11 protein-coding genes are annotated in these 14,696 nt (G+C 38.1%); all 11 read left to right on the top strand.

The window, feature by feature from the left end:
• Positions 1 to 696 precede the first annotated feature (696 nt).
• The 11 genes from M2448_RS13430 to M2448_RS13380 all read left to right on the top strand — a co-directional run bounded on the left by M2448_RS13430 (position 697) and on the right by M2448_RS13380 (position 14,692).
• Entirely contained in the window at positions 697 to 4,014 is a 3,318-nt protein-coding gene (locus M2448_RS13430; protein WP_280646494.1) for a SusC/RagA family TonB-linked outer membrane protein, read from the top strand.
• Between the two features lie 21 nt (positions 4,015 to 4,035).
• The gene (locus M2448_RS13425; protein ID WP_280646493.1) at positions 4,036 to 5,640 is read left to right on the top strand and encodes a RagB/SusD family nutrient uptake outer membrane protein; all 1,605 of its coding nucleotides are present in this window, start codon (positions 4,036 to 4,038) and stop codon (positions 5,638 to 5,640) included.
• Positions 5,641 to 5,666: 26 nt separating this feature from the next.
• Complete coding sequence (locus M2448_RS13420; RefSeq protein ID WP_280646492.1) at positions 5,667 to 6,566, top strand: putative zinc-binding metallopeptidase; 900 nt, start codon at positions 5,667 to 5,669, stop codon at positions 6,564 to 6,566.
• A gap of 10 nt (positions 6,567 to 6,576) precedes the next feature.
• On the top strand, positions 6,577 to 7,902 hold the full coding sequence (locus M2448_RS13415; protein WP_280646491.1) for a DUF4302 domain-containing protein: 1,326 nt from the start codon (positions 6,577 to 6,579) through the stop codon (positions 7,900 to 7,902).
• A gap of 22 nt (positions 7,903 to 7,924) precedes the next feature.
• Positions 7,925 to 8,998 (top strand): BACON domain-containing carbohydrate-binding protein, encoded by a 1,074-nt coding sequence (locus M2448_RS13410; RefSeq protein ID WP_280646490.1) that lies wholly within the window; start codon positions 7,925 to 7,927, stop codon positions 8,996 to 8,998.
• A gap of 341 nt (positions 8,999 to 9,339) precedes the next feature.
• Entirely contained in the window at positions 9,340 to 10,446 is a 1,107-nt protein-coding gene (gene recF / locus M2448_RS13405; protein ID WP_280646489.1) for a DNA replication and repair protein RecF, read from the top strand.
• Positions 10,443 to 10,736 (top strand): DUF721 domain-containing protein, encoded by a 294-nt coding sequence (locus M2448_RS13400; protein ID WP_280646488.1) that lies wholly within the window; start codon positions 10,443 to 10,445, stop codon positions 10,734 to 10,736. The genes recF and M2448_RS13400 overlap by 4 nt, the downstream gene beginning before the upstream one ends.
• 8 nt (positions 10,737 to 10,744) lie before the next feature.
• Positions 10,745 to 11,176: a thioesterase family protein gene (locus M2448_RS13395; protein WP_280646487.1), complete on the top strand. Its 432-nt coding sequence runs from the start codon at positions 10,745 to 10,747 to the stop codon at positions 11,174 to 11,176.
• Positions 11,177 to 11,406: 230 nt separating this feature from the next.
• A complete protein-coding gene (trpB, locus tag M2448_RS13390) occupies positions 11,407 to 12,597 on the top strand; it encodes a tryptophan synthase subunit beta (RefSeq protein ID WP_280646486.1) in 1,191 nt (396 codons plus the stop codon).
• An 8-nt stretch (positions 12,598 to 12,605) separates the two neighbouring features.
• Entirely contained in the window at positions 12,606 to 14,015 is a 1,410-nt protein-coding gene (locus M2448_RS13385) for an anthranilate synthase component I family protein (protein ID WP_280646485.1), read from the top strand.
• Between the two features lie 62 nt (positions 14,016 to 14,077).
• Positions 14,078 to 14,692 (top strand): aminodeoxychorismate/anthranilate synthase component II, encoded by a 615-nt coding sequence (locus M2448_RS13380; RefSeq protein WP_280646597.1) that lies wholly within the window; start codon positions 14,078 to 14,080, stop codon positions 14,690 to 14,692.
• Positions 14,693 to 14,696: the final 4 nt, after the last annotated feature.

The following is a 14,696-nucleotide window of genomic DNA, read 5'->3' as shown; positions in this document are numbered from 1 at the left end:
TAATATTGCAATGACGATGTTCTTCATATTATAATTATAGATAAATTTTAAATATTGAAACGAGCTATTTTTATACAATAATCACTACTTTGCTATCAAATTGCATGTATGAAAAATCCAATCCGAGACCTTAAATTTAGTTTTTTTTACATTACCTCCCAAATAAAAATCTACTTTATTACACAAACCCCATTCTCGTATTCACCTACTAATCAATACATTTATTGCTTTTTTGAATTTTCAACATCTACTTTGCATGGTATATCCGTTAATTAACCTGAAAATATGATTAAATTTGTATAAACGAGACTCCAACATAAATAGTTGAAACAAGAACATCTATTATCTTTCAATTTATCAAGTAGCAAGCAACTAAAAGTATTCTTATCTATTATCAATACTCCTTATAAATAATCAAATCTGAAAATAAGTGTTAAGATAATATGAAAACATCAAATATATCTATAAATAATTCAACACACTACCCAAACTTTCTTATTGAAAATTTGGGAGTTAGAGCTATTTTACTAGAGAGAGATAAAACCCTTATTTACACACAGTATATGCAAAAGGATAACCGTCTATAGAAATAGACGGTTATCCTTTATTGTTTTAAAAAATAGAGTAAGGTACAAAATATGTTAAGTATCACATACTAAATACACGAGTTTTTAAACCTTAAACTTAATGGCGCTTATGAAAAAATTGGGAATTATTACCCTATTTTTGTTTTTGGGAATAGGTATAACCCTAGCCCAAACTCAAGTAGTGAAAGGGTCTGTAGTAGATGAGTCCGGAGATCCTATTATTGGTGCGACAGTAGCAGTGAAAGGGACTACTACTGCAACGATGACAGACGTTGATGGCAAGTTTCAGTTATCAGTCGCAAGATCAGTGACTGCATTAACATTTACTTATGTGGGCTACGAAACAATAGATGTGAAAATAAGCCCTGATATGAAAGTTCAGATGAAATCTTCTGCAACAGAACTGAGTGAAGTTGTCGTTACCGGAATGACAGCTATGGATAAACGTTTATTTACAGGAGCTACAGACCGGTTGAGAAGCGAAGATATTAAGATAGACGGTATGCCTGAAATAACCCGTGCATTAGAAGGCCGTTCAGCAGGGGTTTCTATTCAAAATGTATCGGGGACATTCGGTGCTGCTCCGGTTATCCGAGTGCGTGGAGCCACTTCCATTTATGGAGACTCAAAACCATTATGGGTTGTTGACGGAGTTATTATGGAAGATGCTATCAATGTGAGTGCTGACGATTTATCCTCAGGGAATGCCAATACATTGATCAGTTCGGCCATAGCGGGGATAAATGCTGAAGACATTGCCGATATCCAAATTCTGAAAGATGGATCTGCAACTTCAGTATATGGAGCACGAGCTATGGGTGGTGTGATCGTTATTACCACGAAGAGAGGAGTACCTGGACAACATTCCATTAATTATACAGGAGAATTCTCTATAAGGGTTAAGCCTATGTACCGTGATTTCAATATAATGGATTCTCAGCAACAGATGGGTATTTACAGGGAAATGGAATCGAAAGGATGGCTAAGTTTTGCTCAGTCGTTTCGTTCTGCAGACAGTGGAATATATGGAAAAATGTATCAGTTAATGAACACATACAATCCTGCTACCGGCACTTTCATGCTCGACCATTCACAGGAAGCGGCAAACGCTTACCTCAGACAGGCTGAGATGAGGAATACAAACTGGTTTGATGAGCTTTTTCAAAATAGTGTTATGCACAATCATACAATAAGTATTTCAACAGGCTCCGAAAAATCTACGATATACGCATCTCTAGGAGCTATGCTTGATCCGGGATGGTACAAACAAAGTAATGTAAAACGTTATACAGCCAATATAAATGCAACACATAAAGTTTTGCATAACCTATCTTTCAAGATCGGCGCTATGGGACAATACCGTAACCAAAAAGCACCGGGAACAATATCATCTGATGTAAATGCTGTGACAGGACAGGTAAAGAGAGATTTTGATATTAACCCGTATAGTTACGCCCTGAATACATCAAGAGCTTTGGATGCGAATGAATTCTATCAATCAAACTATGCTCCTTTCAATATTATACATGAATTGGAGAATAACAGGATGGAATATGATGTGTCAACACTAAAATTACAGGCTGAAATTACTTACAGTCCAATATCAAACCTTACATTAAGAGGACTGGGTGCATTCAAATATGACCTGACCACTAGAGATCATCATATTTATGATGACTCAAATCAGGCAAAATCATATAGAGCAATGGATGATCCTACTATACAAAAAACAAATCCGCTACTGTATAAGAATCCTGATTATCCATACGAACTTCCGGTTACTATTTTGCCTAATGGCGGTATCTGGTACCGTAATGATAACAAAATGATCGGTTATGACATGCGCTTATCAGCCGATTGGAATCAAACAATTAACGATGTACATATTATTAACGCATTTGCCAGTATGGAGCTGAATTCAGCAAACAGATCGGAAGCTAATTTTACAGGATGGGGAATGCAATATTCAATGGGTGAAATTCCATTTTATGTATATGAGTATTTCAAACAAGGAATAGAACAAGGCAGCTCATATTACGGAATGGTTAACGGACGAACAAGAAATGCCGCGTATGTTGCTCAGGGAACGTATAGCTACTTAGGCAAATATGTATTATCGGGGACAGTACGCTACGAGGGATCCAACAGATTGGGTAGATCAAAAAGCGCCCGTTGGCTTCCAACATGGAATATTGGTTTAGGATGGAATATTTATGAAGAAGAATTCTTCAAAAAATGGCAACCTGCTGTTTCCCATTTACAAATCAAAGGTAGCTACAGTATGACCGGGGATTTACCTCCGGGCTCTATGTCCAGTAGCGAAATTGAAATTGGTGCATATAATCCATATCGTCCGTTTACAGATATACGGGAAACCGGTTTAAGAATAAATTATCTGGCCAATACAGAACTGACCTATGAAAAGAAACACGAGTTGAGTTTAAACCTTCAGGCCGGATTTGTCAATAACCGCATAAATCTAGATTTTAGTTGGTACGATAGAAACAACTATGACCTTATCGGATATGTCAATTCTTGGGGTGTAGGTGGAGAAATTATGAAACGTGCTAATGATGCCGAAATGAGCACATGGGGAATTGAGGCGACATTAAAAACCAAGAATATACAGACGAAAGATTTTAGTTGGACTACAGACTTTATATTCAGTCACTCCAAAACTAAAATTACAAAACTTATAACTTCCGGCACCAGAGTTTTCAGTCTGGTTAGAGGTGTAGCACCACTTGAGGGGTATCCTCAACGCGGTATATTCTCTGTTCCGTTTGTCGGATTGAATGAGGTTGGTCTACCTATATTCTTAGACGAAAATGGCAAAGAGACAACTACAGGTATAAACCTGCAAATGAGTGATCCGGACAAACTCGGATACTTGAAATATGAAGGTCCCAAAGAACCTACTACACACGGTGGATTCCAGAATACATTCCGTTATAAAAACTTTTCGTTTGGAATATTTTTCACCTATTCGTTTGGAAACATTATACGGTTAAACCCTGTATTCAGAGCACGTTATACCGATTTAACAGCAACACCAAAAGAATTTAAGAACCGCTGGATAATACCAGGTGATGAAGAATACACCGATATTCCTGTAATATTGAGCTCTCGTCAATACAGTAAGTACAACAATATGACCAATGCTTATAGCACATACAACTACTCAAGCGCACGCGTAGCCAAAGGAGACTTCATTCGCTTGAAAGATATTTCATTGAATTATGATGTACCAAAAGCATGGTTAGGACCTCACGTTAAAAACGCGTCACTCAGATTCTTAGCAACAAACCTATTTCTATTGTATGCAGATAAGAAATTGAACGGACAAGATCCGGAGTTTGTGCAATCAGGAGGAGTTGCAGCACCTGTACCTAGGCAGTTTACTATGTCTGTTAGATTAGGTTTTTAATCACACAAAAAGGATATAAATATGAAAAATATATTGAAATTTGGACTCTTTTTGGCATCTGTTATTATTTTAATGCCATCTTGCGACGATTATCTGGATACGCTTCCCGACAACCGGGCCGAGCTGGATTCGGAAAATAAAGTAATAAGCTTACTCGTTTCGGCATACCCAAATGCAACTAGTGCCATGATGAGTGAATACTGGAGTGACAACTGGGATAGTCACGAATGGGCCAACCTGAACACTAATAATTATATGGAAGATTTGTGGAACCTGAAAGATCAGCCAAACAGAGAAGGGAATGACACTCATTTCCGCTCTTGGGAATTATGTTACAAATCAATAGCCACCTGTAATGAAGTATTAAGTGTGATAGAAGAAATGGGCAGTCCGGCTTCATTAAGTGCCGCCAGAGCCGAGGCATTAGTTGCCAGAGCATGGAACCATTTCGAGTTGGCCATGCTTTTCCTTCTTCCATACGGGGAATCAAGTAGTACAGATATGGGATTGCCATATATGACACAGCCTGAAACAACAGTTAAGCCCGATTATACGAGGGGAACAGTTGCCGAATTTTATAAAAAAATACAAGAGGATATTGAAGCTGGTCTACCGGATATTGACAACAGCCTTTATTCGCAACCTAAATTTCATTTCAATACTAGTGCTGCTTATGCTTTCGCTACAAAATTTTATATGACCATTGGTGAATTTGATAAAGCAATTTCATGTGCAAACAGAGTATTAGGATCTTCCCCTAAACAGGTTTTAAGAGACTGGCAGGCGACAGTAACTATGAGTATGGACAATTCAGAGCAACCGGACGCATATATGCAAAAAAACAATCCGGCTACACTATTAATGTCTTATCCCACTTCGGGTTGGTCTACGCGCGGACCTAATAATTACAGTACAGGTAATAAATATTCCCATTCCCAGTTAGTGGCAAGATATGAAACTCTTCAATCTAATGGTCCGTGGGGTAATCATAGCCAAATCTACATAAGAACGTGGTGGAATACAAATACAAATAAATTATTCCATAAAAAAATAGGTTATTATTTTGAATATACCGATCCAGTAGCCCGCACAGGATACCAACATACAGGTATCGTTCATTTCACCACAGATGAAGTCCTGCTATACCGTGCCGAAGCCTATATACTTAAAAAAGAATATGACAAAGCATATCAAGATCTGACTACATTTATTACTAATTATACAAGGAGTAATCCTAGCAGGGAGGAAATCCTTGATTTCTATAAGGATATGGCTTATTACCATTATGAAGTAGTAACTCAGCAGAATCCTGATGGATCAGAAACTGAAATACAATACCCTACACCGAAGAAACCTTTACGTCCGCCATTGTATCAAATTGATTATGGGCAGGAACAGGAATGGTGGTTACACTATGTCTTACATTTAAGACGTATTCTTCTGATGGGTGAAGGACAGCGCTGGCATGATGTGAAACGATACGGAATAACAGTACACAGACGAGTTGTAGATGTTGGACATAAAGTCATAAGAGTGACAGACTCTATACCTTATAATGATAAGCGACGGGCTATGCAGATACCTCAGGAAATCATAAACGCAGGTTGTCCAGCTAACCCTAGATAAGGTTGTAAAACAAAAAAACGAACAATATGAAAAAGCTATTTATATTTTTATCAATCTCATTTTTGACATTGTCATTTTTTTCTTGTGGCGATGATTTAGATACCAGTTATAGTATTTTTGATGATTCTCTTATTCAGGAAAAGACAGAATTTGATAAATGGTTAGACAAATATTACGTAAAGCCTTATAACATACGTGTAATATATAACTATGTGGATACTTATTCCAATTATGACTATGACCTTATACCTGCCGAATTCGAAAAATCAAAGGCTCTGACAATTGCTGCACGATATCTATGGATTGAACCTTATGAAGAACACATAAGCTCTGCCTTTTTCAGGCAATATGCACCACGGGTATTACATTATGTCGGAAATCCGGGTTGGAAAAGTAATAACTCAATTGTTTTAGGTGAGGCCGAAGGAGGATTACGCATATCGTTCTATAATGTGAATGCCATTGAATTGGATAATCCTGAAACATTGATGCGGTTCGTTAAAACTATGCATCACGAATATGCCCATATTTTTCAGCAAAAGAAAGCTACAGATCCTGCATTCGATCAACTTACACCCGAAATGTATGTGAGCGACAACTGGACTAGTATTAGTTCTGAGCTTGAGGCACAAAGAGGTGGTTGTATATCTAAGTACGGAGCAAGTGCACCCACAGAAGATTTTGTCGAGGTCTATTCCATATTTGTAGTAAATACGCCGGAATGGTGGGAGCAAATGTTGAAAAACGCTTCAACTGATGCCAGTGGTAACCCTGTAGAGGGAGCAAATCTGATAAATAAAAAGTTTGAGATCGTTTATAATTATTATAAAGAGAGTTGGGGAATAGACCTCTACGAGATGAGATCTATTGTGAACAGACGTAAGAAAGAGATAGAGAATATCGATTTAAACACCCTTTATAAATAAATTGTATATTATGAAAAATTTGAAATATTATATATTATTTTTCATTGGTATTCTACTACTGCCATCATGTTTGCATGAAGAGGAAGATATCTTTGGAAAATCTGCTGCGCAAAGGCTGAATGAAGCACAGTTGCTCTATCAGAAAATCCTGACAGATGCACCTAACGGATGGATACTTGAATATATGGCAGGTGACGCCAATTCAAACAGAAAAGGAGCATATAATTTCCTTTTAAAATTTGAAAATAGAGAAGTTACAGCCTCAGTTGATGCTATGGCATTAGATGTAATTGATCCTACATCTACAGAACCATATAAAACTATAACATCGCAGTTCAAATTAGAACAGGATATGGGAGTAACCTTATCATTTGACACAGACAATCTGTTTCTGCATTACTTCCATGAACCACATGGCAGCTATACCACACTTAAGGGTGATTTTGAGTTTACTATCATGGAAGCTTATGAGGATCTGATAATTCTCAGAGGTAAAAAATATGGCAATATAATGGAAATGCGCCGTTTGGCGACAGATGTCACTTGGGAAGATTATTTGAAGGATGTGAATAAAATCACTTACGACACTGACTTTTACAGTAAATTTGACATACAGGCAGAAGGTCTAAGTATAGGTGAAATTACAAGAACCACAAATAACAGGTTTACCCTTACTTTGAATGATAATAAGCAAAGTGCATCAAATGCTATATACACAAGAGATGGGCTGAAGTTTATAGATCCATTAGAAGCCAACAACAAAAAACTACAAAATTTCAGGTGGGATGCTGACACAAAAACATTTATAAATACTGATCCGGAATTAGGCTCGGTAGTACTCATTCCTATACTTGATCCTTCATTCCTGTATTATGACCAGTTTATAGGAACATATACATTGAACTATAATCTGGGAACTAAAGATGTTACTATTGAACCAAAAGTTCAAAGAGCTTCATTCACATTGAAAGGACTTTCAGATTTTGACATCGAGCTCAAATTCAACAAAATGGAAGGCACTATTAGTATGATCTCTCAGGATGTAGGTATATCTTCTGATGGTTACACTGTAGCACTTTGCCCTTGGGATACAAATGCTGGTTACTTAACATGGTCAGTAGGAATTGGTCTAGTTAATAAGATGAATCTTACAGAACTGGAAAAAGGCAATATTGTATTTACTTTTGCAGATAACGGAGTATGGATCTCATATAAAGCAACAGGATTCCTATTAAGGAGATTTAATTCTGTACTGGGAGGTCATTCAAGTAGTACATATATTGGATACTACCAAGGTAATTATCAATTCTATAACTTTACTCTGACAAAAAAATAAACTAACCCCTAAGATGATAATTATGAAAAAAATAATTAATATATTACTTTTTGTCACATTGGGATTATTTATAGTCTCTTGTGAGAAAGATACCGGAGTAGATATTCCCGCCCCAAAACTAAAAGTCATAGAATCGAATGTACTTTTTGATCAGGAAGGGGGATCTGGCTTCATCAAAGTCGAGGCAGAGGAAAATATTTCAGCCACGACCGAACAAGACTGGATAAATATCAACATTTCGAATAAAACGGTAAATGTTACAGTTGGACCCAATAATAACATTGGAGGCCGTAGCGGTATTGTTACGATCAAATCGGGAAGTGAAAAAATTGAAATGTCTGTAATACAGCTATCATCCTTATTTTATCTTGAAAATGAAGAAGATTATTCTCTTTTATTCCCTCTTAAGGGTAGTACATTAGAAATTCCGTATGTAGGTAATCTCCCTCTCTCTTTTTCTTCTCAGGATACTTGGGTGAAAGCAATATCAGCGAATGATGGAATAATTAAAATTACAGTCGATCCTTATACTGCAAAAAGGACATCGAAGGTATTTGCTTCTGTAACATTCGAAGACGGGCATAAGAAAGAAATTACAATAAATATTACACAAGATCTTGACTATGCTGACTTATTAGGTGAATGGGAAATGACCTACAATCCGAGCAGTACATCTACTGTTGTGAATAAAAAAGATATTGTTTTCAATGAAGCGAATGTTAATAATCAGTATGATGTTACAGGATTAGGCCTGAATAGTACGTTGAGAGTGATATATAATACCACAAACAAAAACCTTGAGATATATCCATCACAAGATATGGGGCCATATCCGGCCGATACCAGCAGGAAACTTTCAATACTGGTATGGACTGCCGATGGTTACATCTCGTGGGGAGCGGCTAATTATTATAAGGGAGTCAAGAACAGTAATACCTCTGATCTGAGTTTTACCTTTACCGATAGTGGAACTTATGCTGGTAAAGTCATAGTTGGTTTGTATGGAATTCACACTTCTGTTATACCTGTCGCTTCCGGTACCTACTCTGCTTTGTCTTCTTTACACCATTGTAACATTTCAATAGTAAAGAAGTGATAAATAAATGACTATGTGATATAGTTATTTCTAAATTTTCTTTTACAAGAACACTACTTGAGGCACCCTTCACTACGCTAGTGGAGGGTGTTTTCGTTACCCCTCCAGACGAAAACACAAATACATAATATACAGATATTTAAATTGCTTCTGATAAGCAGATCAAAACAAAAATGGCTCCAGGAGGAGGAGGATTTGTAGCGAAGATCGATAAAGAGATGTAATAAATTGTAACGACAAGTAGATTTGAAACTGGTTGCAATTTATAACAATCAGCTACTTTTTAATTTCTGAGCTTCGTAAAAAATCGTACTTTTGTAATCAAAACGATTTTTGCATACATGATATTAGAACGCCTATCCATACTCAATTATAAAAACATAGAACAGGCCGAACTGGAACTATCGCCCAAGATCAACTGTTTTTTGGGAAGTAACGGTATGGGTAAAACGAATCTGCTGGATGCAATCTATTACCTCTCGTTTTGTAAAAGTCACAATAATCCGACCGACACTCAGAATATCCGTCACGATGCTGACTTTGCCGTTATACAAGGTTGGTACGACATAAGCAACAAACAGGAAGAGTTCTTTTGCAGTCTCAGACGCAGGCAAAAAAAACAGTTTAAACGCAATAAGAAGGAATACGAACGCTTCTCAGACCATATCGGGCTGCTGCCTCTCATTATGGTCTCTCCTTCCGATACCGAGCTTATAAGTGGAGGCAGCGACGAACGCCGCAAGTTTATGGATTTATTCCTGTCTCAGTTCGACAAGGAATACCTCCATTCTCTTATCCGCTACAACAAAGCATTATTGCAAAGGAATGCCCTATTGAAGACAGACGGGGCTATAGACGACACACTGCTCGACCTGTGGGATGAACAGCTTACAGAAGAGGGCACGATTATATACAACAAGAGAAAGGGCTTTATAGACAAGTTTATTCCTATCTTCCAGAAGTTCTACGATTTCATTTGCCTGTCGAACGAAAAGGTAGCTCTCACTTACGAGTCTCATTTCGATACTGAGGATTTTGCCACATTGTTGAAACAGCGAAAAGAAAGAGATAAAACATTAGGCTACACTACTGTAGGCATCCACAAAGACGATCTGGATATGCAGATGGATGGTTATTCTATCAAGCGCGTAGGTTCGCAAGGGCAGAATAAGACATACGTAGTTGCACTCAAGTTCGCCCAATTTGACTTTTTACGAAAAGCGACTTCAACAACTCCTATATTATTGCTGGACGATATATTCGACAAGCTGGATTCATCACGTGTAGAACAGATCGTTAAGCTGGTATTGGATAAAGATTTCGGTCAGATTTTCATCACCGATACCAACAGGGAACATCTATCCGATATCCTGTCGCAGACAAACAGTGACTATCACTTGTATGACGTTGAAAAAGGAGGGGTGGCAAAAAAGAATACAACGCTATGAGAAAACGGAATACTGAAAGCATAGGTGAAGTATTGAGGCAGTATTTTGAAGAGAATCCGTTCTTCAGACAAAAGCTTGCCGAAAGCAGGGCTGTAACCGGATGGGGGCAGTTACTCGGCTCGATGATAAACTCATACACCACGAACATCTATCTGCGCAATGGGGTTCTCTATGTGTCATTAAGTTCTTCGGTACTACGGTCGGAACTGATAATGGCAAAAGAAAGATTGATAAGTAAGATTAATGAACATGCGGGATTGCATGTTGTAAACGATATAGTATTCAGATAAAATAAATTATGGAAATTAAACCGGAAACATTTAAGGCTTCGCTTCCTATCCAAATACGTTTTGGGGATATCGACGCCCTCGGACATATCAATAATAATATATATTTCAGCTATTTCGATTTGGGTAAAACTACCTATTTCGATAATATCAGACCGGCATCTGTCAGTTGGACAGAGGGATTAATTGTAGTAGCACACATAGAGGTCGATTTCTTTTCGCCGATCTATTATAAAGAGAAAATAGCGGTCGATACCAAAGTTATCAAACTGGGGGATAAGAGCGGTGTTTTTCTGCAACAGATAAGGAATGTAAAAAATGGAGAGATCAAGTGCCGCTGCCAGTCGGTCTTCGTTACATATAATGCACAGACACAGTCGTCGATGCCTATACCGGATGACTGGAGAAAGGTCATTTCAGAATATGAGGAAGTAGAATTATAAGAAATTCATACACTTACTATTTGTATATTTGATTTTTTTTATACCTTTGCAAAAACAAAAAGAAAGAAGAATGAATTTTCTATTAACAAATACATTTTGGTGGTGGCACTCTCAACTCAAAAGGTCGTGAGCAAAGCCGGTATGTATTAATGAATGGAAAGTATAAAATACAAAGCCTGTCGTAACTCACGACAGGCTTTTTTTGTAAGAGAAAAATAAAACAATATAAAATGGAAAAATTTGCAGTAGACACCAACGGTTTTTATGGAGAGTTTGGAGGGGCATATATCCCTGAGATACTTTACGATAATGTGGAAACATTGAAAAATTCTTACATGAAAGTAATTAACGACTCTACATTTCAAGAAGAATACAATGCACTTCTTAAAGACTATGTAGGTCGTCCTTCACCCCTTTATCTTGCAAACAGATTATCAGAAAAATACGGCTGCAAAATCTATCTGAAACGGGAAGACCTCAACCATACAGGTTCGCATAAGATAAATAATGCTATAGGGCAGGTACTTCTTGCCCGCCGAATGGGGAAAACCCGCATTATAGCAGAAACAGGAGCCGGACAGCATGGTGTAGCAACAGCAACAGTCTGCGCACTGATGAATATGCAATGTATTGTATATATGGGCAAAACAGATATAGAACGCCAGAAGCTGAATGTACAGAAAATGGAAATGCTGGGAGCAACGGTTATCCCTGTAACCAGCGGTAATATGACATTGAAAGATGCTACGAATGAAGCTATACGCGACTGGTGCAGTAACCCGTCCGATACATATTATGTAATCGGCTCTGTGGTAGGCCCTCATCCCTACCCCGACATGGTAGCCCGCCTTCAATCGGTTATCAGCGAAGAAATCCGCAAACAATTATTGGAAAAAGAAGGGCGTGAAACTCCTGATTATGTTATGGCTTGCGTAGGCGGAGGGAGCAATGCGGCGGGATCAATTTTTCATTTTATAGACGAACCCAATGTAAAGATAGTATTGGCTGAGGCAGCAGGTAAAGGTATAGACACCGGTGAATCGGCTGCAACTATCCATCTCGGAAAAATGGGTATCATACATGGGAGTAAGACGCTGATCATGCAATCAGCAGACGGACAAATTGAAGAGCCTTATTCCATCTCGGCGGGTCTCGACTATCCTGGTATCGGCCCGATGCATGCCCATCTGGCAAAAACAGGCCGTTCGCAAGTATTAGCTGTTACTGATGATGAAGCTCTGGGAGCAGCATTCGAGTTGACAAAACTGGAAGGAATTATCCCTGCTATTGAGTCGGCTCATGCACTTGGAGCCTTAGATAAAATGAGTTTTGAGAAAGATGACGTAGTAGTACTTTGCTTATCCGGCAGAGGAGATAAGGATATGGAAACATATATTCAACATTTCGAAAATAATAAATAGCCGATAGTATGCAACGATATAAGATAAATGTCAGAACCAAGAACCTCCTAGCCGATCTCCAAACCCCAGTTGGTCTTTATTTGAAGGTCAGGGATATCTATCCCGAATCGGCCTTACTGGAGAGTTCAGATTATCATGGTGGCGAAAACAGTTATTCTTTTATAGGTATCAGCCCGATAGCTAGATTCAAAATGGATAATGATGAAATAACATGTACTTATCCGGATAATACTATAAAGAAAGAAAAGCTATCCCAATCAGAAAAGCTGACTGATAAATTTAATGACTTCATTCATCAATTTGATGTACAGGGAGAAAACAAAACGAATATTAACGGTTTCTTTGGCTACACCTCTTATGATGCCATTCGTTATTTCGAAGCTGTTGACCCAAGAAATAACAAGTTGAATAACTCTGATATTCCCGAATTCTATTATATACTTTATCGTTTTATACTTGTTATCAACCATCTGAAAAATGAACTAACAATAGTAGAAAACGTTGTAGATGGCACAGCTGAAAGGATGCATGAACTCGAAGCCATACTTACTAATAACAATATAGCATCTTACAATTTTGAAACCATCGGCCACGAACAATCGATGATTACAGATGAAGAACATCAGGAAATGATAAAGAAAGGAATCGTCCATTGCAAACGTGGCGATGTATTTCAGATAGTCCTTTCTCGCTGCTTCACTCAAAAATTTACAGGAGACGATTTTAAAGTTTACCGTTCTCTCCGCTCCATTAATCCTTCTCCTTATCTTTTCTATTTCGATTTCGGATCGTTCCGTATCTTCGGATCATCACCCGAAACACATTGCAAAATAACAAAAGGTAAAGCTTACATCGATCCAATCGCAGGCACTTATTTCCGTACAGGAGATGATGAAAAAGACCGTATATTATCCGAAAATCTTTTGAAAGACGAAAAGGAAAACGCCGAGCATGTGATGCTTGTCGATCTAGCTCGTAACGACTTGAGTCGCAATTGCCACGACGTAAAAGTTGAGTTCTACAAAAATGTACAATTCTATTCCCACGTCATTCATCTCGTTTCTCGTGTTAGCGGAATCGTAAATAAAGAGCACAATAATATTTCGGTGTTTGCCGATACCTTTCCTGCGGGAACACTTTCGGGCGCACCGAAAGTAAGAGCTATGCAACTGATACGTGATATAGAAAAACAGATGCGGGGTGTATATGGCGGCTGCATCGGATATATCGGTTTCAACGGCGATCTAAATCAGGCTATTACGATCCGTACTTTCCTTAGCCGTAACAATACATTGTACTATCAGGCAGGAGGAGGAATCGTTTCCAAATCGAATCCCGAAACCGAAGTTATGGAAGTAAAAAACAAACTGGGAGCATTAACCAAAGCTGTAAAAGTAGCTGTTGAATTAAAGAATTAGACGCCCCCTAAATCCCCCAAGGGGGACTTAAGCAACAAAAAATGAATAAAATTATAAATACAATGAATCAATCTGATCAGTCCCTCCCCTCCGGGGAGGTCAGGAGGGGCCGCATTCTCATCTTCGACAACTACGACTCATTTACATACAACCTTGTTCATCTGGTAAAAGAACTAGAATATACAGACGTGGATGTTTACAGAAACGATAAAATATCTTTGGAAGAGATAGAAAAATATGATAAGATTATCTTATCTCCCGGTCCGGGTATTCCATCCGAAGCAGGATTGCTTTTGCCATTGATAAAAGAATATGCTGGTAAAAAACCGATACTTGGAGTTTGCTTAGGACATCAGGCAATAGGGGAAGCTTTCGGAGCAACACTTACCAATCTGGAAGATGTTTATCATGGTGTTGCAACAAAGATAAATATATCAAAGTCCGATTATATATTCGATGGTTTGGAGAATGAGATCGAAGTCGGCCGCTATCACTCATGGATAGTGGATAATAAGAATGTTCCCGATTGTCTTGAAATTACAGCAGTCGATGATAATGGGCAGATTATGGCTCTCCGCCATAAAGAATACGATATTCATGGCGTGCAATTCCATCCCGAATCGGTACTAACTCCTGTTGGAGAAACAATAGTAAAGAAGTTTCTATTAAATAATTAGACAA

The organism is Dysgonomonas sp. PF1-14, assembly GCF_029892965.1.
Taxonomy (GTDB): domain Bacteria; phylum Bacteroidota; class Bacteroidia; order Bacteroidales; family Dysgonomonadaceae; genus Dysgonomonas.
This window is presented reverse-complemented; position numbering and strand designations above follow the sequence as displayed.